Source organism: Bradyrhizobium sp. AZCC 2262, assembly GCF_036924535.1.
Classification (GTDB): Bacteria; Pseudomonadota; Alphaproteobacteria; order Rhizobiales; family Xanthobacteraceae; genus Bradyrhizobium.
Map to the genome: position 1 here is coordinate 5895669 of NZ_JAZHRT010000001.1, position 21890 is coordinate 5917558.

Annotated in this window: 19 protein-coding genes and 1 pseudogene; 9 read left to right on the forward strand and 11 right to left on the reverse strand. The window is 63.1% G+C overall.

The genetic code is table 11. The features are described from left to right. Positions 1 to 3 precede the first annotated feature (3 nt). The 4 genes from V1283_RS27645 to V1283_RS27660 form a co-directional block, all read right to left on the reverse strand. Positions 4 to 606: a K(+)-transporting ATPase subunit C gene (locus V1283_RS27645; RefSeq protein WP_334389733.1), complete on the reverse strand. Its 603-nt coding sequence runs from the start codon at positions 604 to 606 to the stop codon at positions 4 to 6. 11 nt (positions 607 to 617) lie between these two features. Then, on the reverse strand, positions 618 to 2732 hold the full coding sequence (gene kdpB, locus V1283_RS27650) for a potassium-transporting ATPase subunit KdpB (RefSeq protein WP_334389735.1): 2115 nt from the start codon (positions 2730 to 2732) through the stop codon (positions 618 to 620). 25 nt (positions 2733 to 2757) lie between these two features. After that, a complete protein-coding gene (kdpA, locus tag V1283_RS27655; RefSeq protein ID WP_334389736.1) occupies positions 2758 to 4461 on the reverse strand; it encodes a potassium-transporting ATPase subunit KdpA in 1704 nt (567 codons plus the stop codon). Between the two features lie 119 nt (positions 4462 to 4580). Next, positions 4581 to 4670, reverse strand: a complete 90-nt coding sequence (locus tag V1283_RS27660; protein ID WP_016846764.1) for a K(+)-transporting ATPase subunit F — start codon at positions 4668 to 4670, stop codon at positions 4581 to 4583. Positions 4671 to 5046: 376 nt separating this feature from the next. On the opposite strand from V1283_RS27660, the gene V1283_RS27665 reads away from it, so the two are divergent. The 5 genes from V1283_RS27665 (at position 5047) to V1283_RS27685 (ending at position 7633) form a co-directional block, all read left to right on the forward strand. Further along, the gene (locus V1283_RS27665) at positions 5047 to 5514 is read left to right on the forward strand and encodes a hypothetical protein (protein ID WP_334389737.1); all 468 of its coding nucleotides are present in this window, start codon (positions 5047 to 5049) and stop codon (positions 5512 to 5514) included. Positions 5515 to 5527: 13 nt separating this feature from the next. Further along, positions 5528 to 5797 carry a hypothetical protein gene (locus V1283_RS27670; protein ID WP_334389738.1) on the forward strand — a complete coding sequence of 90 codons (270 nt, stop codon included), beginning with the start codon at positions 5528 to 5530 and terminating at the stop codon, positions 5795 to 5797. Positions 5798 to 5923: 126 nt separating this feature from the next. Next, a complete protein-coding gene (locus tag V1283_RS27675) occupies positions 5924 to 6187 on the forward strand; it encodes a hypothetical protein (protein WP_334389739.1) in 264 nt (87 codons plus the stop codon). Between the two features lie 70 nt (positions 6188 to 6257). Then, complete coding sequence (gene dapA, locus V1283_RS27680; protein WP_334389740.1) at positions 6258 to 7223, forward strand: 4-hydroxy-tetrahydrodipicolinate synthase; 966 nt, start codon at positions 6258 to 6260, stop codon at positions 7221 to 7223. Between the two features lie 11 nt (positions 7224 to 7234). Beyond that, the gene (locus V1283_RS27685) at positions 7235 to 7633 is read left to right on the forward strand and encodes a hypothetical protein (RefSeq protein WP_334389742.1); all 399 of its coding nucleotides are present in this window, start codon (positions 7235 to 7237) and stop codon (positions 7631 to 7633) included. A gap of 45 nt (positions 7634 to 7678) precedes the next feature. Here the strand turns inward: V1283_RS27685 and V1283_RS27690 are convergent, their stop codons facing one another. Together V1283_RS27690 and V1283_RS27695 are read right to left on the reverse strand one after the other, a co-directional pair. Further along, positions 7679 to 7861 carry a hypothetical protein gene (locus V1283_RS27690; protein ID WP_334389743.1) on the reverse strand — a complete coding sequence of 61 codons (183 nt, stop codon included), beginning with the start codon at positions 7859 to 7861 and terminating at the stop codon, positions 7679 to 7681. Further along, positions 7858 to 8124 (reverse strand): hypothetical protein, encoded by a 267-nt coding sequence (locus V1283_RS27695; protein ID WP_334389744.1) that lies wholly within the window; start codon positions 8122 to 8124, stop codon positions 7858 to 7860. Before V1283_RS27695 ends, V1283_RS27690 begins: the two co-directional genes overlap by 4 nt. 235 nt (positions 8125 to 8359) lie before the next feature. On the opposite strand from V1283_RS27695, the gene V1283_RS27700 reads away from it, so the two are divergent. The 4 genes and pseudogenes from V1283_RS27700 to V1283_RS27715 all read left to right on the forward strand — a co-directional run bounded on the left by V1283_RS27700 (position 8360) and on the right by V1283_RS27715 (position 11493). After that, positions 8360 to 8878: a hypothetical protein gene (locus V1283_RS27700; protein ID WP_334389746.1), complete on the forward strand. Its 519-nt coding sequence runs from the start codon at positions 8360 to 8362 to the stop codon at positions 8876 to 8878. Between the two features lie 2 nt (positions 8879 to 8880). Next, positions 8881 to 9096, forward strand: a complete 216-nt coding sequence (locus tag V1283_RS27705) for a hypothetical protein (RefSeq protein WP_334389748.1) — start codon at positions 8881 to 8883, stop codon at positions 9094 to 9096. Positions 9097 to 9220: 124 nt separating this feature from the next. Further along, positions 9221 to 10236, forward strand: a pseudogene (locus tag V1283_RS27710) (CorA family divalent cation transporter). A gap of 108 nt (positions 10237 to 10344) precedes the next feature. Further along, positions 10345 to 11493 carry a LysM peptidoglycan-binding domain-containing protein gene (locus V1283_RS27715; RefSeq protein WP_334389750.1) on the forward strand — a complete coding sequence of 383 codons (1149 nt, stop codon included), beginning with the start codon at positions 10345 to 10347 and terminating at the stop codon, positions 11491 to 11493. A gap of 56 nt (positions 11494 to 11549) precedes the next feature. On the opposite strand, the gene fdhF is transcribed toward V1283_RS27715, so the two are convergent. From fdhF to V1283_RS27740, 5 genes are all read right to left on the reverse strand, one after another. Then, the gene (fdhF, locus tag V1283_RS27720; protein ID WP_334389751.1) at positions 11550 to 14315 is read right to left on the reverse strand and encodes a formate dehydrogenase subunit alpha; all 2766 of its coding nucleotides are present in this window, start codon (positions 14313 to 14315) and stop codon (positions 11550 to 11552) included. Continuing rightward, positions 14312 to 16024, reverse strand: coding sequence for an NADH-ubiquinone oxidoreductase-F iron-sulfur binding region domain-containing protein (locus tag V1283_RS27725; protein ID WP_334389752.1), 1713 nt, complete (start codon positions 16022 to 16024; stop codon positions 14312 to 14314). Before V1283_RS27725 ends, fdhF begins: the two co-directional genes overlap by 4 nt. A 286-nt stretch (positions 16025 to 16310) precedes the next feature. Further along, on the reverse strand, positions 16311 to 17966 hold the full coding sequence (locus V1283_RS27730; protein WP_334389754.1) for an OFA family MFS transporter: 1656 nt from the start codon (positions 17964 to 17966) through the stop codon (positions 16311 to 16313). 412 nt (positions 17967 to 18378) lie between these two features. Further along, a complete protein-coding gene (locus V1283_RS27735; RefSeq protein WP_334389756.1) occupies positions 18379 to 20403 on the reverse strand; it encodes a sensor histidine kinase in 2025 nt (674 codons plus the stop codon). Continuing rightward, on the reverse strand, positions 20396 to 21829 hold the full coding sequence (locus V1283_RS27740; RefSeq protein ID WP_334389757.1) for a sigma-54-dependent transcriptional regulator: 1434 nt from the start codon (positions 21827 to 21829) through the stop codon (positions 20396 to 20398). Before V1283_RS27740 ends, V1283_RS27735 begins: the two co-directional genes overlap by 8 nt. Between the last annotated feature and the right edge of the window lie 61 nt (positions 21830 to 21890).

Sequence of the window (21890 nt, forward strand, 5' to 3'; positions counted from 1 at the left end):
CCGCTACTTGGAAGCCGCGTCCAGTGCCAGATTGAGCGCCAGGACGTTGACATGGGGCTCGCCCAGAATCCCGGCGAGACGGCCCTTGGTGTTATCGGTAACGAGCTGACGGACGCGATCCTCCGGCATGTTGCGGGCCTTGGCGACGCGCGGCACCTGGAACAGCGCGCCTTCCGGCGAGATATCCGGATCGAGCCCGCTGGCCGACGTTGTAACGAGGTCGGCCGGCACGGCGGCGGAGGAATTCTCGGCCTTCAGCTTCTCGACGTCCTCCTTGACCCGGTCATTCAGCGCCTTGCTGGTCGGGCCGAGGTTGGAGCCGCCGGAATTGGCCGCATTGTAGGGTGCCGACACCGTCTTGGCGGAATCGGCAGGATCAGGCGCCAGGGTCGCCGAGGGCCGGCCGTGGAAGTATTTGTCGTCCTTGAACTCCTGCCCGATCAGGGCGGAGCCGACCACCTTGCCGTCCTTCTCGATCAGGCTGCCCTGCGCCTGCTTCGGAAAGATCACACCGGCGATCGCGGTCATCGCGAGCGGATAGGCAAGCCCCGTGATCGCGGTCAGCAGGACGAGGATGAGGATGGCGGGACGGATTTCGCGAAGCATGGTGTGGCTCCTTAAGCCAGGTTCAGGGCCGCGACGACGAGGTCGATGGCCTTGATGCCGATAAAGGGAATGATGATGCCGCCGAGACCGTAGATCAGCAGGTTGCGGCGGAGCAGCGCGCCGGCGCCGACGGCACGATAGGCGACACCCTTCAGCGCCAGCGGAATCAGCGCGACGATGATCAGTGCGTTGAAAATGATCGCCGACAGGATCGCGCTTTGCGGGCTGGCGAGATGCATGACGTTGAGCACCTCGAGCTGCGGGTAGAACGCCAGGAACATCGCCGGGATGATGGCGAAGTATTTCGCGACGTCGTTGGCGATCGAGAACGTCGTCAGAGCGCCACGTGTCATCAGCAGCTGCTTGCCGATCTCGACCACCTCGATCAGCTTGGTCGGGTTGGAATCGAGGTCGACCATGTTGCCGGCCTCGCGGGCGGCCTGCGTTCCCGTGTTCATGGCGACGCCGACGTCAGCTTGCGCGAGTGCCGGCGCGTCGTTGGTGCCGTCGCCGCACATTGCGACCAGCTTGCCCTTGGCCTGCTCGTCGCGGATCAGCTTCAGCTTGTCTTCAGGGGTCGCCTGCGCCAGGAAATCGTCGACGCCGGCCTCGGCGGCAATCGCCGCGGCCGTCATCGGGTTATCGCCGGTGATCATGACGGTGCGGATGCCCATCCGACGGAGTTCGGCAAAGCGCTCGCGGATGCCGCCCTTGACGATATCCTTGAGGTGGATGACGCCAAGCAGGCGGCCATCCTTCGCCACCGCCAGCGGCGTGCCGCCCGCCTTGGCGATCTCGTCCGAAATCGCCTGAAGTTCGCGGGCCGCCTCCGTGTTGACGGTCGGCTGCAGCGCACGAACCGCGTTGCCGCTCGCCATGGTCTGCGCCGTGCCGCCGCCGATATAGTTGAGGATCGCATCTACCGCGCCCTTGCGGACGGATGACGACCCGGCGTCGATGCCGCTCATGCGGGTTTGCGCGGTAAATGGAACGAACGTCGCGGCGAGCTCCTTCATGTCGCGACCGCGAATGCCGTATTTCTCCTTCGCCAGCACGACGATCGAACGGCCTTCGGGCGTTTCGTCGGCGAGTGAGGCGAGCTGGGCCGCGTCCGCCAGTTCCTGCTCGGTAACGCCACGGACGGGGCGGAACGCCGTCGCCTGACGGTTGCCGAGCGTGATGGTGCCGGTTTTGTCGAGCAACAGCGTGTCGACATCGCCTGCCGCCTCGACCGCGCGGCCGGACATCGCCAGCACGTTGAAGCGCACCAGACGATCCATGCCGGCAATGCCGATCGCCGACAGCAGCGCGCCGATCGTGGTCGGAATCAGCGTCACGAACAGCGCCACCAATACGATCACCGAAATGGAACCGCCGGCATAGGCCGCATAGCTCGGGATGGTGACGGTCGCGAACACGAAGATGATGGTGAGCCCAGCGAGCAGGATGTTGAGCGCGATCTCGTTCGGCGTCTTCTGCCGTTCGGCGCCTTCGACCAGCTTGATCATGCGGTCAATGAAGGTCGATCCCTGCGCCGCGGTGATGCGGACGCGGATCCAGTCGGACAATACCTGGGTGCCGCCGGTCACCGCCGAGCGGTCGCCACCGGACTCGCGGATGACGGGCGCGGATTCGCCCGTGATCGCGGCCTCGTTCACGGACGCGACGCCCTCGATCACCTCGCCGTCAGACGGGATATTATCGCCGGCTTCGACCAGGACGATGTCGCCGACCTTGAGCGCGGTACCGGGAACGAGACGATAAGTCTTGTCGGAGCCGGTGAGCAGCTTGGCCTGGCTCTCGGTGCGGGTCTTCTTCAGCGACTCGGCCTGCGCCTTGCCGCGGCCTTCGGCGACGGCTTCCGCGAAATTGGCGAACAGCACGGTGAACCACAGCCACAGGATGATCTGGAACGTAAATCCGAGGCTGGCGCCACCCGTGACGAGATCGCGGACGAAGATGACCGTGGTCAGCGCGGCCACGACCTCGACCACGAACATCACGGGGCTCTTGATCATCAGGCGCGGGTCGAGCTTGACGAAGGCCGATTTGATCGCAGGCACGAGGATCTTCGGGTCGAGCATTGTCGACGCCGTCACCTTTTTCTGCAGTTTCATGGATTCCATGGAAGTAACTCCGAAGAGGGATCGATCAGAACAGGGTATTGGCGTTCATCGCGAGGTGCTCGACGATCGGCCCAAGCGCGAGCGCCGGGAAGAACGTCAGGCCGCCGACGATCAGAATGACGCCGACGACGAGGCCGACGAACAGGCCGCCCGTCGTTGGCAAAGTCCCGGCCGACGGCGGAATCGACTTCTTGCCCGCCAGCGAACCCGCCAACGCCATCGCCGGCACGATCACGAAGAAGCGGCCGAAGAACATCGAACTGGCCCCTGTGAGATTGTAGAAGAAGGTGTTGCCTGTGAGGCCGCCGAACGCCGAGCCGTTGTTGCCGGTTTGCGAGGTGAAGGCATAGAGCACCTCGGTGAAGCCGTGCGGACCGGAGTTGGCCATCGACGCCACTGCCGACGGCACTACAACAGCTACCGAGGTCCAACCGAGATAGAACAACGGCAATACGAGCATGGCCAGCATCGCCATCTTGACTTCCCGCGCCTCGATTTTCTTGCCGACATATTCCGGCGTGCGGCCAACCATCAGACCCGCCACGAAGATCGAGACGATGATGACGATCAACATGCCGTAGAGACCTGAACCAACCCCGCCGATGATGACTTCACCGAGTTCCATATTGATCAGCGGGATCATACCGCCAAGTGCGGTGAAGGAGTCGTGCATGGCGATCACAGCGCCACAGGACGCCGCCGTCGTAACGACTGCGAACAGCGACGATGCAACGATACCGAAGCGGACTTCCTTGCCTTCCATGTTGCCGCCGGCGAGCCCTAGCGCATGAAGCGCGGTGGTGCCATTGGCTTCCGCCCAGTAGGTGACGGCGACGCCAGCGATGAACAGCACGCCCATCACGGCCAGGACCGCCCAGCCCTGACGCTGGTTGCCGACCATGCGGCCGAACACGTTGGTCAGCGCGGCGCCGAGCGCGAAGACCGAGATCATCTGGACGAAGTTGGATAGTGCCGTGGGATTCTCGAACGGATGCGCGGCGTTGGCATTGAAGAAGCCACCACCGTTCGTTCCAAGCATCTTGATCGCGATTTGGGATGCGACAGGACCAATCGCAATGGTCTGTTTGCCACCTTCGAGAGTCGCTGCATCGACATACGAACCCAGCGTCTGCGGAATGCCCTGCCAGATGAGGAACAGGGTGTAGACGACGCAGATCGGCAGGAGGACATAAAGGGTACAGCGCGTTACATCGACCCAGAAATTGCCGACGGTACGCGCCGAAGAGCGGGCGAAGCCACGGATCAATGCCATCGCGATGGCAATGCCGACGGCTGCCGAGACAAAGTTCTGGGTCGTCAGTCCCAGCATCTGCGTCAGGTTAGACATCGTGCTCTCGCCACCGTAATTCTGCCAGTTGGTGTTGGTGACGAAGCTGATCGCGGTGTTGAAGGAAAGATCTTGCGCGACCGCGGACTGTTCCTGCAGGTTGAACGGCAACAAGGCCTGCAGCCGCATCAGCGCGTAAAGAATGAGAAAGCCACCGACATGAAACAGCAGCATAGCGACCGTATAGGTCAGCCAGTGCTGCTCACGCTTCTCATCGACGCCGCCGATCCAGTAAAGCCCGCGTTCGACGGGGCGCAGCACCGGCGACAGAAAGGTCGTCTCGCCGTTGAAGACGCGGGTCATGTACCAGCCGAGCGGCTTTACGAGCGCGACCACGATGGCGCAGTACAGAAGAATTTGAATCCAGCCGATGACGGTCATAGTCGGGAACCCTTCACGATTTCTTCTTTGCAGGCAGCAGCAGGTGAACGAGCGCAATCAGCAGCGCCGAGGTGACGACAAACGCCAGTACGACTTCCACCAGCGTAATCATGGCGCACTCAGAAGCGCTCTGGCCGCAGCAGCGCGTAGGTCAGGTAGAACAGCAGGCCGAGCGAAACGAGACCGGCGAGTGAATAATCGAAAATCATGGCCCGCTCCTTTAGAGACGTTCGCAGGCGTAGGCGTAACTTATGCCTGCCACGAAGAAACCGAGGGCGAGCGCCAGCATGACAATGTCCAGCATGGGAAAGTTCCTGTGCATCGTGGCCCGCGAACCGAATGGACGGTTTTCGCGTTTTGCCGGACTGAGGTGCCACCAGGCACATAGGTTTTCGAGAAGGGAGCAACGGCAACGTTATAGGAATCTCATAAAGACCCACCCCCAATCGTCCCTGCCTTGTGACGGGGGCCCCTTTATGGAATCCCTATTTCTCCGCCCCTCGCTTCCTCTCGTTTTCAAATGGCGATCTGGCCAATTTTGCAGGTGCGGCTGCCGTATCAGCCGCGCCAAAAGTGAGATGAGCCATGTCGATTCTCTTGGAGCAAGCAGTCCCCACCTCCCTCAGCGACCGGCTTCGCGATGCCTATGGCGTCACGGCTGAATTCCTGTCGGACATCATCAGCGAGACCTGCCGACGCTTTCCGTCCACGGAAGGCAGCGCCAAAGCCGCTCGTGTCGAGCGGCTGATCCAGTCGCAGGCATGGACCGATGCAGCGCTGGCGCTGATCGATCTGGAATTGCCGCAATGGCAAATCCGCCGCCTCGCCTATGACGACGGCGAATGGTACTGCTCGCTGTCGCGACAGCGCGAACTGCCCGATTGGCTGGATCAATCGATCGAGACCCGCCACGCCGACCTGGCGCTGGCGATCCTGAGCGCGTTCGTCGAGGCCCGGCGCGTCAGCGCGCCGTCGCACCGGACCAGCGTGCCGAGCGCGCCACAGCGCGTCGACGCCCTCTGCGAGCCGGTCTACAGCGACAACTTCGCCTGACCGCGGGGCCATCGTGCAACATTGGCTGAACCTGCCACGACGGCTGCGATCGTCCCAGGTCCTGATACGATTTGGCGTCCGCCTGCTCATCTTGATCGCCTTCGCAGGCTTCGGCAGCATCGGCTTGAATCAAACTCTGCTGGCGCTGTTCTGGATGGCTGCGGTCCTCTGCGCCCTGATCGCGGGCATCCGGCGGGAGCGGCTTCTCGATCACGATCTCAACCACTGGGACGAGATGGCGGCCTATAGCGCGCTGTGTGCGCTCACCCGATCTCTCGGCTGACTTTCATCGAAATCCACCCTCGGTCCTATGCGGTCCTTATGAGATCGCCGATGTACCCCGCTCGAATTCATACCCGGCGAAAAACATATTGGGCGCGCACTACCATCTCCGAAAAGGAATACCAACGTGAAGCTCGTCGAACCTCCATCGTGTAGCTCTCCCTCCGCAATCGTCTTCATTGGCAGGAACCGGTGCGGCCAATGGGTCGCCCAGGAACAGAACGGTCTCTATGGCGGTCTGTTCGTCAACCATGCGCAAGCCGTCAAATACGCGCTGTTCGAAAACGGCCATCATCCCGAAACGATCGTCGAGCTGGCGCGCGAAATCGAACTCGACATGGGTGGTGCGACGGCCTCCCCGGGAGATGCGCCCGTCCGACGCGTCGCCTGACAGAGGCGACAGACTCCCTCAGGGACGGAGCAAGCGTTCGGCCTCGTCCCGTTGCAGACCGCGGATCCCCATGACCTCAGTTTCAACTCCCGCCACCTGGCTGGCGGGCTACATTCCCGACATTCCCACGCCGTTCGATGACAATGGCGCGCTCGATCTGGCAGCTTTTGCGGAATTGTGCGAGCGCCAGATCCGGGCTGGCATCAGCGCCATCCTCGTCAGCGAGACCGGTGGGGAAGCCTCCACACTGAGCCCCGCGGAACAGGAAAGCATCATCCGCACCGCCGTCGAAGTGGCGCAAGGCCGCGTCCGCGTCATCGCCGGGGCGGGTTCGAATTCGACCAGTCAGGCGATCGAGCAGACGCAGCGCGCCGAAGCGATCGGTGCCGACGCCGTGCTTTCGGTGGTGCCGTACTACAACAAGCCGATGCAGGCCGGTATCCACGCGCATTTCCGGGCGATCGCGATCTCCACCGCGCTGCCGATCATCCTGCACGACGTTCCATCCCGGACCATGCGCGAGCTATCGGACGACACGCTGTTGCGGCTCGCCGAATCCAAGCACTTCATCGGCCTAAAGGACGGCAGCGGCGACATCACGCGGCTGCTGCGCCTGCGGTCACGGCTGCCATTAGGGTTTCGCCTGTTGTCCGGAGACGACGCAACGGCGCTGGCCTTTATCGCCAATGGCGGCGATGGCTGCATTTCCATCGTCTCGAATGTCGCACCGGAGCTGTGCCAGACGGTCTTTTCGAGCTCGAGGATGGGGCGTCCGCAGACCGCGAGATACCTGCAGAACCGGCTGGCGCCGTTGACCGCGGCCCTCACGAAGGAGAGCCCCGCCGCGTTGAAATACGCGCTCTGCCTGCTCGGCTTCATGTCCCCGGCCACCCGCCTGCCCATCGTCGAACTGGCGGACGCCGCAAAAGGGGAGGTCGCAAGCGCGATCGCCGCGATCGGCGATGAAGATATCGCCTGCCCGGTTGAAAGCCGGCATGGTCCTCATCTTCATGAGAATTCCCTGGCTCAATCCTAGGCGCAGCCCGGATGAGTTCCAGTGCCCATGCAATGGAGTGGTATGCCGGCACGCTGCGTGCCTGGCATCTGGCGATCCTGCGCTACGCCGTGACGAGGGACAATGCCGACCGATTGGCCGTGTTCAGGATCGCGCTTGAGATCGACAGCCTTGAACCCGGGCAGGACGGCGGCGCGGATTTCGACTTCTTCCGCCGGACCAGCGTGGAGCTCTGCACCGCGATCCTGCAGCCGAACGCAGGCGCGTCAGCGAACCTGCAGCAATACCTGGCGCGGATTGATGATTACCGTCTCAAACGGGCTCTCGCGGCGGCGATCGACGCCAGCGAGCCAGCTGTGTTGCCTGCCCGCCGGGCCGTCGGACGCGGGAATGATTTGTGGAAGGGCCTTGCCTCCCGCGGAGGCCGTTGACGAGGAAGCATTGCTGCGGAGCCGGCTCAGGTTCGCCTGGCGCCCTCACGCGCCGCCGGCCGACGCACGGTCGAGAAAGTGCTTCTCCCGCCATTTCGGTCCGGGACCGCGCATGTCGTGTTCTTCTGGATGGTATCGTTTGGCCGGCCCATCCCAGGACGGACCGAAAAACCTCACCACAGACCTGACGACACCGCGCAACAGCGGGATGAGGACGGGCCTGTTCATCGCCAATGCTCCCTCGGCACGGAATCACGCACCCCCCAGTTATTGCCGTGCGGATCGAAATGAATGCCGCGAAGCGCGAGATCGCGCTGCATCCGGCGCACCTTCGAGTCGGCGATGGCCTCGATCATGGTTTTCAGGTAGCCGTTGACGCGCTGCAAAACGCTGCGCATCCGGTTGCCGCGTTTTGCATACGTCCGGGCAAACCGGTAATCGCCCGAAGACTCCTCGCGGAATTTGTCGTCGCCAGTGAGTAAGTGAGCCATCATGCATCTCCACGGTGCGCCCGGATGGCGGGCGCCTGATGCGCAAGATGCGGACGACCGCATGGGAAATCGAGGCGACGGCCTCTCTCCTCTCATAAGGGCGGCATAAGTACCGACCGGAACGCCGTTTCGTTCGAATTCCTATATTCCCACTATGCGATGCACCATCGGTTCGTCTCGAATTCCTATGGCCTTGCCTTCACATCATGGACACTGGATTTGTGAGGAGGCCACGATGGCCACGATCACCTTCAATACCGCACAGCGTGCAGCGGAACGACTCGAGGCCGTGCTGACGGCCGTGGGTGAAAAGTTCGATGTGTTTGTCAGCTACCAGATGAGGCAAGCGGCGGCCGAGGCCGAACCCGCCCGCACACCGCCGGACGACGAACTCGCGGGCACCACCATGCCGTTTCAGCCGCTTGACGCCGGCATCGTCAACGAAGCAATTCCGGCATTCTTCATCGGCCGCAACGGAGACGGCTTCTGGGTTGCCCGCGACGCGAAGGGGCGGACCGGAGGGCTTTTCCTGCTCAAGGCTTCCGCGGTGTCATTCGCAAGGGCGCAGAGCGGACCTGCGGGATGCGCAACGATCTTCCCGGCCGACAGGTTCGAACTCGACCTGGAGAACAGCGGCAATCCGCTTATCCCCTATCTCCGGCTGTTGATGCACCTTGCGCTGCATTTGCAGCAGCGGGCCAACGCCGGCGTCGGACAAATCGCATCAGCGATCGAGCGCTGCAAGAAGGCTTGAACATGACCCTGTTGACGCACACCGGCCGCCCTTTCGAGCGGGCTCCCTATTCATCGGAAAAACGAGAGCAGACGGGCGCGGCGAACGCCCACCTCGAAACGATCAAGCGTGTCTGTCTGATCGCGCTGACCTCGGTGCTGGCATTATACGCCGTCGGCGGCATCATCGCCTTGAAGACGGCGGCCTATCTCTCGCACTTTTCCCACGGGTGGGGTTGAGCGCACGCGGTGACAACACCGCCGGAACCCCCGACGCATTGACGGCAGAACTGCCGGTGCTAGCCTTCCTGAAAAACGTTGCCTCAAGGCAAGATTCGGACACGATCATTGAGGGACGGAAACCATGGACGTAGCAGCCACAACCGCTGGAACCACCGCGCCCGCCAGCTCCGAAGGAGTCGTCGCTGCCGGTGTGTATGTCGATGGCCGGCGCGTCGCCAACATCGCCATCGAAGAAGCTTCGAGCTGGCGCAGCAAACCGGGCCACGTGGTGTGGATCGGCCTGCATGAGCCGGATATGGCGCTGCTGCACCGCGTGCAGCAGCAATTCGAACTGCATGATCTCGCCATCGAGGATGCCGACCACGCTCATCAGCGACCGAAGATCGAGCAATATGGCGACGCGCTGTTCATCGTCGCGCGCACCGCGCAGCTCGACGGCGACAGCATCGCATTCGGCGAGACGCATCTGTTCGTCGGCGAAGGATACCTGGTCTCGGTGCGTCACGGTCCCTCGACGTCTTACAAGCCCGTACGCGAACGCTGCGAGAGCTGCCCGCGCGCGCTCGCCCGCGGCGAGGACTACATCCTCTATGCCATACTCGATTTCATCGTCGACAATTACTCGCCGGTGCTCGAAGCCATTCACGAGGAAGTCGAAGCCATGGAGGCGCAGGTGCTCGCGAGCGCGATGACGCGCGCGCAGATCGAGCGGCTGTATTTGCTGCGCCGCGATCTGTTGCGGCTGCGAAACGCCGTCGGACCCCTGGTCGAGGTCTGCCGCAAGCTGGAGCATGACAATTTGCCGATGGTGCGGTCCACCATGCGGCCGCTGTTCCGTGACGTCACGGACCACGTCCGCACGGTCCAGGAGCACATCGATTCGCTGCGCGAGGTGCTCGCATTTGCCTTCGAGGCAAGCCTTCTGGTTGGCCAAGCGCAGGAGACCGCGGTCTCCAAGAAACTCGCCTCATGGCTCGCCATTATCGCAGTCCCAACCGCGATTGCCGGCATCTACGGCATGAACTTCAAGCACATGCCGGAACTGGAGGGGAATACGGCTATTTCGCGGTAGTCGGGACGATCCTGCTCGTGTGCTCGGCACTGTTCTGGCGGTTCCGGCGCGTCGGCTGGCTATGACCTGACGGGCAGAAAGCCGTGTTTTCTTGGCGCAAACCGGTACCCACCCTGCTTGAGACGATATAGAATGTCGGGGAGTCAGCGATCCGGCAGACGGGTGAGTTTATCATGACTGCCATATCGGCGAGCCGAACGATCATCATCCTCTTCCTGGCGTTTCTCGCCTGTGGTGCAGCGCTTGCCCTCGCCATTCAGCACGCCCGCCGCGAGCTGCCGGTCGACACCAGCACGGCCACGACAGCGCCGGCGATCTCAAAGCCAGAGCAAGCTCCGGCCCCCCTCGCCAAGGCGCAAGCTGAAACAAAAGCCGTCGTAGACGCGCTGATCGGATCGCCCCCACCGCCCGAGAGCAGCGACGGTGTGCCGACGTTCGACGTCGCCAGCATCCAGCCGACAGGTGAAGCCGTCGTTGCGGGCCGGGCAGCGCCGGGCGCAACAGTGGAACTGCTGCGCGACGGTGAAGTACATGATCGCGCGGTCGCAGATAAATCCGGACAATTCGTCATGGTCCCGCCCAAGCTTCCTCCGGGCACGTACGACCTGACGCTGCGCTCAAAACAGGCGGACGGCACGGTCGCCACGTCCAAACAGCGCGTGACGACGGCGCTGGAGCCGAGATCGACCGAGCGACCGGTCGTGGCGCTGGTCACGCCGGACAAACCCACCGTCGTGTTGTCGCAACCGGGCGCGTCAAAACCGGCCGGCGCTGTGGTCGTAGAGACGGTCGAGATCGAGGCAGGCGGCAAGTTCCATGTGAGCGGCCAGGCGCAGCCGGGCGCGGCGCTGAGGCTTTATCTCAACGACAGCTTTGTTACGGGGGTAACAGCCGGCGCGGATGGACGTTTTGCAGTCACCATCAATGAAGGCGTCGCTGCGGGCAGCTACCGTGTCAGGGTGGACGAGGCGTCGAGTGCCGGCTCGGTGCGCGCACGCGCCGAGGTGCCGTTCAGCGTTCCCGACACAACCGCATCCGTGACGGCGCAGGCCACGGCGTCCAAGCGCCCGGACACAGCAGATCCGCGGCTGGCCGCCGCGGGGACCACCGTTTTGCCGGACAGCGGCTCGCCGCCCTCCACCGTGGTGGTGCCGAAGATCGCGACCACCACCGTCTCCCGCGGTGACAGCCTCTGGCGCCTCAGCCAGCTCTCGTATGGCGCAGGCACGCGCTATGCCGTCATTTACAAGGCGAACCGGGAACAGATCCGCAATCCCAACCTGATTTATCCCGGGCAGGTGTTTGTCGTTCCGGCGAAATGAAGCGTCGCCGGCATCGCGGCGGCGCAGTAACGTCGCCGTTGACGATCAGCTCTCGCCTACTCCGCCGCCGACTGCAGTTCGACCTTTTCGGCGCGCACGGCGCAGAACTTGAATTCCGGGATCTTGCCGAACGGATCGAGCGCCGGATTGGTCAACAGGTTCGCCGCCGCTTCCGCGTAGCAGAACGGCATGAAAACCATATTCTCCGGCACGTCGCGGTCGGAGCGCACCTTGACCTCGACGGCGCCGCGCCGCGTCATCAGGCGGATGAAATCGCCCGGCCAGACACTTAAGCGCCGCATGTCCTTGGGCGACATGAACGCCACCGCTTCCGGCTCGATCTGGTCGAGCACGCTGGCGCGGCGGGTCATCGAGCCGGTGTGCCAGTGTTCGAGCACACGGCCCGTCGACAGCACCATCGGATATTCGGCGTCCGGCACCTCGTCCGGAGCGATCACTTTCGCCGGCACGATCTTGCCGCGGCCACTCGCGGTCGGGAAGCCGGTGGTGAAGATGATCTCGTTGCCGGGCTTGTCGGAAGCGTCGACCGGATAGGTCACCGCGCCCTCGCGCACCAGACGGTCCCATGTGATGTTCTTCAGCGACGGCATCACCTGCGTCATTTCGGTGAACACATCGGCCGGGCCGTCATAGTTCCAGGGCAAGCCCATCCGCTTGCCGATCTCCTGGATGATCCAGAGATCCTGCCGCGCATCGCCCGGCGGCTTGATCACTTCGCGCGCGAGCTGCACGCGGCGGTCGGTGTTGGTGAAGGTACCGCTCTTCTCGGCAAAGGCCGAGGCCGGCAGGATCACGTCGGCGTGGAAGGCGGTTTCGGTGACGAAAAGATCCTGCACGACCAGATGGTCGAGCATCGCCAACGCCCCGCGCGCGTGCTGCAGATCGGGATCCGACATCGCAGGGTTTTCGCCCTCGATATACATACCCGTAATCTCGCCGGCATGGACCGCGTTCATGATCTCGACCACCGTCAGGCCGCGCACGGGATCGAGGTCCTGATGCCAGAGCTTTTCAAAGGGCTCGCGCAGATCGGTGCGTCCGACCGGCTGGTAGTCCGGCAGGAACATCGGGATCAGGCCGGCGTCGGAGGCGCCCTGCACGTTGTTCTGGCCGCGCAGCGGATGCAGGCCGGTGCCGGGACGGCCGACCTGACCGGTGGTCAGCGCCAGCGCGATCAGGCAGCGCGCGTTATCGGTGCCGTGGATGTGCTGGCTGATGCCCATGCCCCAGAAGATGATCGAGGCCCGCGAGCGGGCGTAGACCCGTGCGACTTCCTTCAGCGTCTCCGCTGGAATGCCGCAGATCGCTTCCATTTTCTCCGGCGGGAATTCCTTGATGCGCTCGGCGAGTTCGTCAAAGCCTTCGGTGTAGCCCGCGATGTACTGCTGGTCGGTCAGCCCTTCGGTGATGATGGTGTGTAGCATCGCGTTCAACATGGCGACGTCGCTGCCGGGCTTGAAGGCGAGATGCCGCCAGGCGTGGCGCGACAGCGACTGTCGGCGCGGATCCATCATGATCAGCTTTGCGCCGCGCTTGGCGGCGTTCTTGATGTAGGTCGCCGCGACCGGATGGTTCACGGTCGGGTTGGCGCCAATCACGATGATGACTTCGGCGTCCATGGCGGCAGCAAACGGCGCCGACACCGCGCCGGAATTCAGCCCTTCCATCAGCGCCGCCACCGATGAAGCGTGGCATAGCCGCGTGCAGTGATCGACATTGTTGGAGCCGAAGCCGGTGCGCACCAGCTTCTGGAACAGGTACGCCTCTTCGTTCGAGCCCTTGGCGGAGCCGAAACCGGCCAGCGCCTTGACGCCCTTTTCGTCGCGGATTTTCACGAGGCCCTTGGCCGCGATATCGAGCGCCTCTTCCCACGAGGCTTCGCGGAAATGCGTAAACGGATTGGCCGGGTCGACCTGGTCGTTTGAATCCTTCTTCGCGTTCGGCAGCCGCACCAGCGGTTTTGTCAAGCGATGCGGGTGATGGATGTAGTCGAAACCAAAACGGCCCTTGACGCAGAGGCGGTTGTGGTTGGCCGGGCCGTCGCGGCCCTCGGCGTAAATGACCTTCTCGTCCTTGACCTGATAGGTGACCTGGCAGCCGACGCCGCAGAACGGGCAGAGCGAATCCACCTTCTTGTCGGCATAGGTGACGCGGGTCTGGTTCTCATCCAGCATCACCGAAGGCATCAGCGCGCCGGTCGGGCAGGCCTGCACGCATTCGCCGCAGGCGACGCAGGTGGACTCGCCCATCGGATCGTCGAAGTCGAACACGATCTTGGCTTCGTGGCTGCGATAGGCCATGCCGATGACGTCGTTGACCTGCACCTCGCGGCAGGCGCGCACGCACAGGCCGCACTGGATGCAGGCGTCGAGATTGACGCTCATGGCGGGGTGGCTGCTATCGCCCTGCCAGCGCTCGGCGGCCGGAAAACGGCTCTCGGTCACCTCGACCTTTTCGGCCCAGTGCCAGAATTTCGAATCGGGATCGTGCGAGGTCGCGCGCGCCGGCTGGTCGGCGACCAGCAACTCCATCACCATCTTCTGCGCCGCAACCGCACGCGCGCTCTCGGTCTTCACCTTCATGCCGACGCTCGGCGTGCGCTTGCAGGAAGCTGCCAGCACGCGCTCGCCCTCGATCTCGACCATGCAGGCGCGGCAGTTGCCGTCGGGCCGGTAGTCCGGCTCCGGTGAATAGCAGAGATGCGGGATTTCCCTCTCGTGGCGTTTTGCAACTTGCCAGATGGTTTCGCCCGCGTTGGCCTCGACTTGCTTGCCGTCGAGTTCGAACTTGATCTTCGTCATTCCGCGGCCTCTTTCGGCACGAATTCTTCCGGAAAATATTTAATCACTGACGTCAGCGGATTCGAGGCGGCTTGTCCAAGCCCGCAGATCGAGGCATCGCGCATCGCCTGGCTCAACTGATCGAGCAATTCGCGGTTCCAGACCGGGCGCTCCATCAGGATCGCCGCCTTCTGGGTTCCGACCCGGCAGGGCGTGCACTGGCCGCAGCTCTCATCCTCGAAGAATTTCATCAGGTTCAAGGCCGCGCCCTTCACGCTGTCCTGCTCGGACAGGATGACGACGGCGGCGGAACCGATGAAGCAGCCGTATTTTTCCAGCGTGCCGAAATCGAGCGGGATGTTGTCCATCGAGGCCGGCAGAATGCCGCCCGACGCGCCGCCCGGAAGGTATGCGTGGAAGGTGTGTCCATCGGCCATGCCGCCGCAGAACTCGTCGATCAATTCGCGGACCGTGACGCCCGCCGGCGCCAGCTTGACGCCGGGATTCTTGACGCGGCCCGAGACTGAGTAGCTGCGCAGGCCGACACGGTCGTTGCGGCCGTGGCTCTTCCACCAGTCGGCGCCCTTCTCGACGATGTCGCGCACCCAGAACAGAGTCTCGACATTATTGATGAGCGTCGGCAGGCCGAACAGGCCGACCTGGAACGGATAGGGTGGCTTGTGCCGCGGCAAGCCGCGCTTGCCTTCAAGACTCTCGAGCAGCGCGGACTCTTCGCCGCAGATATAGGCGCCAGCGCCGCGACGCATATGAATTCGCGGACCGCCTGCGGGCAGCTTGGCAATCTCGAGCGGAAGCAGCTTGAGAGCGGCAGGATATTCGTCACGCAGATAGATGTAGACGTCCTCTGCATCGATGATATGCGCAGCAATCAACGTCCCTTCGAGGAAACGGTGAACGTCGCGGAGCAGATAGAAGCGATCCTTGAACGTGCCGGGCTCGCCCTCGTCACCATTGACGGCCATCAGCCGGGGACCCGGCTCGCCCAGCACTGCCCGCCATTTGCGGCCGGTGGGAAAGCCGGCGCCGCCGAGCCCGCGCAGGCTGGAATCGTCCAGATCCTTGAGAATGTCTTCCTTGCCGATCCGACCCGCGCGCAGGTCACCAAGCAGCTTGTAGCCGCCCTCGCTGACATAGGTCTCGTAATCGACGTAGGACGGGATGATTGGATGGGTCTCGCCCCGCGCCGCGGTATCGAGGACCTCGGCCGAAGTCGCATTGAGTACATAGCGGTGTCCGACTTCGGCGACCGGGGCACTATCGCAGAACCCGACGCAGGGCGCACGCACCACGCGAACGCCGGGGCCGGAATTGTCCTGCAATTCTTGCAGCAGCTTTTCCGCGCCCAGCATGGCGCAGGTCAGCGAATCGCAGACCCGAATGGTCAGCGGCGCGATATCAGGCTCACCTTCCTTCACCACGTCGAAATGGGCGTAGAAGGTTGCGGTCTCGAATACTTCCGCAAACGACAGCTTCATCTCGTCGGCAAGCGCCGCCAGATGCGCCGCCGAGATCTGGTGGTATTTGTCCTGGATCAGGTGCAGGTGCTCGATCAGGAGATCGCGGCGCCGCGGCCGCTCGCCGAGCAGAAGCTCGATCTCGTGGGCGGCGGTGGGGTCGACCTGGCGGCCCTTCGGGGTCGCCTTGGCCCGCTTCCGGCCCGCGCCGGGATGATCGAACGCGCGGACCGTTTGTACGTCATGGACAGTCATTGATAGCGTCTCGTTCTCTGGACCTGATTAGATCGACTCTAATCTCTGGCATACCAGATGCCAAGCGAATTATAGGGCTGTGGCAAGGATTTACGTGAGCGGGGTCGCGGAATCACTGCTCTCGACCCACGCCCGCTGTCTGCAGCGAATGAGACCGCGAAATGACCGCAAGATCAATAAAGCCATCGTATGCTGCGATTGCGAATGCCTATCGATCCGCCGGTCGGAACCGAGGTCGGGAGACGCCGCGGGAGACCTGGTTGGCCGTCCCGCGGCGTCCTCGGCGTCAGAGGATCTTGACGGCGCTTTCCAGCGTCTTCCAGACACCCCAGGCCAGCGGGATGCCGACGAAGGCCCAGAACAGCGCGGCCTTGACGTCAAGTCCGCCAAATCCGATGCCGTACGAGCCCGATGGTCCCGATGCGCCCGCGCTCGCCGTCGCCGCCTGCAGTTTGGCGACCTCGGCATCGCTCATGTGCCATTTCGAATTGACCGGCTTGATCAGGTAGTTGCAGATCAGGCCCGCGATCAGCATGGCACACAGGATGTACATCGTGGTGTTGTAGAGCTGGTCGCGCGGCACGCCGGCGGCAAGCTGGAACTCGCGGATGTAGTTCACCACGACCGGGCCGATGATGCCCGCGGTCGACCACGCCGTCAGCAGACGGCCATGGATGGCGCCCACGAATTGCGTGCCGAACATGTCGGCGAGATAGGCCGGCACGGTGGCGAAGCCGCCGCCATACATCGACAGGATGATGCCGAAGCCGAGCACGAACAGAAGCTTCGAGCCCATTGCGGCGAAGGTCGGCGCCAGCGCGTAGAGCGCGATGCCGAGGATGAAGAACGTATAATAGGTGTTCTTGCGGCCGATCTTGTCCGACAGCGACGCCCAGAAGAAGCGGCCGCCGATGTTGAACAGCGAAAGCAGGCCGGCGAAACCGGCCGCGATGCCGGCGATCGTTGCCTTCTGCGTCGCGTCAAGCTGGTTGAAGCCGACGTCGGGCAATCCGATCAGCTTGCCGGCGAAGATTTCCTGCAGCATCGGCGAAGCCATGCCGATCACGCCGATGCCCGCCGACACGTTGAGGCAGAGCACCCACCAGATCAGCCAGAACTGCGGCGTCTTGTGCGCGTCATTGAGATGAACGTTGTTCTGCGAGATCATCGCGTTGGCTTTTTCCGGAGGCGTCCAGCCCTCGGGCCGCCAGCCGGCCGGCGGAATGCGATAGCGGAACGCGCCAATCATCATGAACACGAAGTAGATCACGCCCATTGCGACGAAGGTCTCCCAGACGCCTACCGAAGTCGGCGACTTGAAATAGTTCATCAGGAGGTTCGCCAGCGGCGCGCCGATCATGGCGCCGCCGCCAAAGCCCATGATGGCCATGCCGGTCGCCATGCCGCGCCGGTCCGGAAACCACTTCACCAGCGTCGACACCGGCGAGATGTAGCCGAGACCAAGGCCGATGCCACCGATCACGCCGGAGCCCAGCCACAGCAACCAGAGCTGATGCGTGTAGACGCCGAGCGCGCCGAGGAACAGACCGCCGCACCAGCATAGCGCCGACACGAAGCCCGCCTTGCGCGGCCCGACGCGCTCCAGCCAGCCGCCCCACACCGCCGCGGCAATGCCGAGCAGCACGAAGAACAGCGTGTACATCCAGCCCATGCTGGCGACCTTCCAGTCGCAGGTGGTGGTGAAGAGCTCCTGGACCAGCGTCATGTCGGGACATGCCTTCGGCGCGCTCAGCCCGAGCGCGCGCGACAGCGGCAGCCAGAACACGCTGAAGCCATAGGCCATGCCGATGCACAAATGGATGCAAAGCGCCGCCGGCGGCACCAGCCAGCGGTTGAAGCCAGCGGTCGCGATCGTCCGCTCCTTGTCAAGGAATCCCGCTCCTGCACCGGGCACGCTCCCGGCGCTACTGATTGTCGTCATTGCTATTTTCCCCTGCAGCCCGCTCCTGAAGCGGGTGTTTCTTTGCCGTCTTCGATCCCATGTCGTCAGTTATGCAGCGGAAACAGCGCCCATCCTGCTGTTCCACGCCATTCCGGAATGCGCGAGATCGACAAGCGCACTCGAGAAACCCAAACTTCTGATGCAGTGATTGCGCCCGCGGCATTGCCGGCCAATTGAGGTGAGATTGTGCCGGCATGACATGCGCAGCCAACAATTCAGCTCTGCCGCATCGCCGGTCATCGCCCCCTCACTTGCTTAAAAAGAAGTGAGCAATCCATGTGCCAAATGACGCGATACCAGATATCAATGACTTGCAAACAACCGCGCCGCAACATTGGACAAAATGTCCGGACGCGATTGGACAAAATGTCCGACGGGCTGAACCAAAGTATCAGTCGGCTTCCGGAAGCCACACGCGGAATGTGCTGCCCTTGCCTTGTTCGCTTTCCACCGTGATTTGACCACGCTGGCGCTTGATCAGCGTCTGACTGATGGACAAGCCGAGGCCGGTGCCCTCGCGGCGCTTTGACGTGAAGAACGGATCGAACACTTTCTCCATCATGTCTTCACGCATGCCGATGCCGGTGTCGGACACCTCGATAACGATACCCGGATTGCCGTCCCGCTCGGCATCGAATGACCGCAGTGCAAGGGTGCCGCCGTCGGGCATGGCATGGATCGCGTTGACGATCAGGTTGATCAGCACCTGCTGCAGTTCATTGCGATTCATCAGGACCAGACGGGTTGCCCGATCATCCCGGACCACAGCGATGTCGGTCTTGTTCAGGAGATGCTTGACCAGCGGCAGGCAGTCCAGCACGACGCCGCCGGGCGCGTGACGCTCGACATAGCCGGCATATTCTTCCGGCCGCGCAAACTGCAGCAGTTTGGTGACGATCTGGCTGACGCGATGGATCTGTTCATCGATTAACCGGAATTCGACCTTGGCCTTTTCGACGTCAGGGCCGATCACGCTGCGGATGACGTCGAGATTGCCCTGCATCACCGCGATCGGATTGTTGATTTCATGGGCCACGCCGGCGGTGATCTCGCCGATCGCGGCGAGCTTCTCCGACATGATGAGCTGCTTGGTGGTCGCCTCCAGCTTCAGATTGGCGTGTTCGAGATCCCTGGTGCGCTCGCGCACCCGCGCGTTCAGTTCCTCGTTCCACTCGCGCAATTGCCGGTCGCGTTCCTGAATCTGGTCGAGCAGGGTATCGAGGTGAAACGCCACGCGGCCGATCTCATCGCCCGATGCCGGCAGTTTGGTGCGGGCGGACAGGTTGCCGCTCTCCACTTCGCCAATCGTCGTCGTGACGCGTTCGAGCGGCATGAATATCGACTGCGCCCAGCGCAGGAAGATCGGCACGGTTGCTGCCGTGATCACGATGAACGCGAGCGCAATGATCAGGAGCGTCTCAAACTTCGCGTCGTTGAACGGTTTCTGCAGAAATCCGACATAGAGCATGCCCACGCGCTTGCCATACGTGTTGACCAGCGGCTCGTAGGCAGAAATGTACCAGTCGTTGACGACGAACGCACTGTCCAGCCAGGTATGCCCCTCACCCATCGCCGCAGAACGCACGGCCGCCGATACGCGAGTCCCGAGCGCGCGCCGGCCCTCGAACAGCCGGACATTGGTGCTGATCCGAACGTCGTCCAGAAACAGCGTGGCCGTTCCCTGGCTGCCCTCCGGCAGGCTGGCCGACTGATAGACGAGATCGTTGATTGTATCGATGAACTCGAGATTCTGATTGAGCAGAATGCCCCCGACCAACGCAGCCGGCGCTCCCCCGGGGGTCGCCGCCCGGCTCGCCGCATGCACGACCATGCCGTGTGTTTCCGTGCTGCGATCGGTCGGTACGGCGTTCGGCGTCGGCACCAGGTCGAGACGCGCGCGTTCGGCAAGAGCGGGGGAAATCGCCGCAAGCTCGTCATTGCTGAAGATGTCGATGCCGGCTGCCGGAGCTTCCCCCGACAGCGCCGAAGCGATGATCGGCCAGTCGCTCTTTGGCCGTCCCGGAAACGCGGGCGACGAGGCGAGGATATTTCCGCTCGCGTCCATAAGGTAGAGAAAGTCGAGACCGATCTCCTTGCGGGAGGTTTCGAGCAGGTCGTTCACGACCGACAGCGGATCGTGCTCTTCCACATCGCGGAAGCGGGCGGAGAGGCTGAGGGCGCGGATCTGAACGCCGGTCTTCTCCAGAATGCGAGCCAGATATTGATGCGCAATGGTGAGATCGCCATTCACCTTCGAGATCAGCGTCGCGTCGAACCTCGCGTTCCAGCGATAGACGGCAACGCCAAGCAGCAGCGGCAGGATGACCAGCATGGGCAACAATGCAATGGCGAGCAGCCGGAAGCGGACGGATCGCCCGCGTACCGGCCCGTCCGTGCCGCCTGCCTGGTCAGCCATTCCATAACGCAAGTTTGCGATCGATGGTCTTGCGGGAGACCCCGAGCCGCCGCGCCGCTTCCTCGCGGTTGCCGCCGGTCTCCTTCAGCACCGAAAGAATGTGGCGGCGCTCCATGTCCGCCAGGCTGTCGGCGGTGGCGGCCTGCCCATCGGCACGCGGCCCGGCGAAATCGTCAGGGAACGCGCCGAGGATCAGCGTGCGTTCGATCAGATTGCGCAGCTCCCGCACATTGCCGGGCCAGTCGTAACTCGCCAATGCGGCGCGGACCGAGCTGTCGATCGACACCGGCGGCATACCGAGTTGTGTCGAGAGCTTGCTCATGAAGATGGTGGCGAGTTCCTGCACATCGTCGCCGCGGTCCTTCAGCAGCGGCAGATGAATCTGCATGACGTTCAGGCGATAGTAGAGGTCGGCCCGAAAGCGCCCCCGTTCCACTTCCTTCGGCAGATCGGCATTGGTCGCAAAGATGAAGCGAAGGTCGACCGGCACTTCGCGTTCGGAGCCGACAGGACGGACGCGGCGGTCCTCCAGAACACGCAGCAACTTGCTCTGCATCGGCAGCGGCAGTTCGCCGATTTCATCGAGGAACAGCGTGCCGCCATGCGCATAGAGGAACAGGCCCTCGCGGCCGCTGTCTGCGCCGGTGAAGGCTCCCTTGATGTGGCCGAACAGTTCAGCCTCGATCATCTCGGGCGGAATGGCTGCGCAGTTGACCGGCACGAAGGGCTTGTCGGCGCGGTCGGAGAGCGAATGAATCGAGCGTGCGGCGACTTCCTTGCCGGTGCCGGATTCGCCGGTGAGCAGGATCGATGTCGGCAGGCGGGCAACGCGGGCAATGGTTGCTCGCACATTGCGGGTCGCCGGCGACGCTCCGATCAGATTGTCGCGCAGGAACGTGCGGTCGGATGAAGCACGCAGCGCATAACGAAGCACGTAGTTCTCGCGCTGCAGCCGCACCCGGTCGAGACAGCGCGCCACGGCGTTCAATATCTGGTTCGAACGGAACGGTTTCAGCACAAAATCGACCGCGCCGGCGCGCAGCGCCTGAATCGCCGTGTCGAGATCGGCATAGGCCGTAATCAGGATCGCATCTGCAAAGAAGCCGACGGCCCGCTGCTCCGCCAGCCACTCGACGCCATTCTTGCCCGGCATGATATTGTCGAGGATGACGACGTCGAACCGGCTCTTGTCGAGCTTGCGCGAGGCTTCGTCGGTGTCGGCGGCCTCTTCCACATGCTTGCAGCGCGGCCCCAGCGTGCGCACGAGAAAATTTCGCATTCCGGGCTCGTCGTCGACGATCAGGATCGAGGCCTGCGCCAGCGCGCCGAACTCGGGGCCGCCGGCCGACTTGCCGAGCTTTGCCGCCGGTTCATTGACCGCGGCAGGAGAAGCCGCTGCGCTCGCCTTCGATGTCGGGAAATTCATGCCGGAATTTGTAGGACCGATCGTCGCACCCGGCAATCATGCGATTTAATGAAGTCGTCTA

Bases quoted from the DNA above. Each gene is read 5' to 3' on its own strand.
- V1283_RS27645 (WP_334389733.1), bottom strand. From the start codon at position 606: ATGCTTCGCGAAATCCGTCCCGCCATCCTCATCCTCGTCCTGCTGACC.
- kdpB (WP_334389735.1), bottom strand. From the start codon at position 2,732: ATGGAATCCATGAAACTGCAGAAAAAGGTGACGGCGTCGACAATGCTC.
- kdpA (WP_334389736.1), bottom strand. From the start codon at position 4,461: ATGACCGTCATCGGCTGGATTCAAATTCTTCTGTACTGCGCCATCGTG.
- V1283_RS27660 (WP_016846764.1), bottom strand. From the start codon at position 4,670: ATGATTTTCGATTATTCACTCGCCGGTCTCGTTTCGCTCGGCCTGCTG.
- V1283_RS27665 (WP_334389737.1), top strand. From the start codon at position 5,047: ATGTCGATTCTCTTGGAGCAAGCAGTCCCCACCTCCCTCAGCGACCGG.
- dapA (WP_334389740.1), top strand. From the start codon at position 6,258: ATGACCTCAGTTTCAACTCCCGCCACCTGGCTGGCGGGCTACATTCCC.
- V1283_RS27685 (WP_334389742.1), top strand. From the start codon at position 7,235: ATGAGTTCCAGTGCCCATGCAATGGAGTGGTATGCCGGCACGCTGCGT.
- V1283_RS27690 (WP_334389743.1), bottom strand. From the start codon at position 7,861: ATGAACAGGCCCGTCCTCATCCCGCTGTTGCGCGGTGTCGTCAGGTCT.
- V1283_RS27695 (WP_334389744.1), bottom strand. From the start codon at position 8,124: ATGGCTCACTTACTCACTGGCGACGACAAATTCCGCGAGGAGTCTTCG.
- V1283_RS27700 (WP_334389746.1), top strand. From the start codon at position 8,360: ATGGCCACGATCACCTTCAATACCGCACAGCGTGCAGCGGAACGACTC.
- V1283_RS27705 (WP_334389748.1), top strand. From the start codon at position 8,881: ATGACCCTGTTGACGCACACCGGCCGCCCTTTCGAGCGGGCTCCCTAT.
- V1283_RS27715 (WP_334389750.1), top strand. From the start codon at position 10,345: ATGACTGCCATATCGGCGAGCCGAACGATCATCATCCTCTTCCTGGCG.
- fdhF (WP_334389751.1), bottom strand. From the start codon at position 14,315: ATGACGAAGATCAAGTTCGAACTCGACGGCAAGCAAGTCGAGGCCAAC.
- V1283_RS27725 (WP_334389752.1), bottom strand. From the start codon at position 16,024: ATGACTGTCCATGACGTACAAACGGTCCGCGCGTTCGATCATCCCGGC.
- V1283_RS27730 (WP_334389754.1), bottom strand. From the start codon at position 17,966: ATGACGACAATCAGTAGCGCCGGGAGCGTGCCCGGTGCAGGAGCGGGA.
- V1283_RS27735 (WP_334389756.1), bottom strand. From the start codon at position 20,403: ATGGCTGACCAGGCAGGCGGCACGGACGGGCCGGTACGCGGGCGATCC.
- V1283_RS27740 (WP_334389757.1), bottom strand. From the start codon at position 21,829: ATGAATTTCCCGACATCGAAGGCGAGCGCAGCGGCTTCTCCTGCCGCG.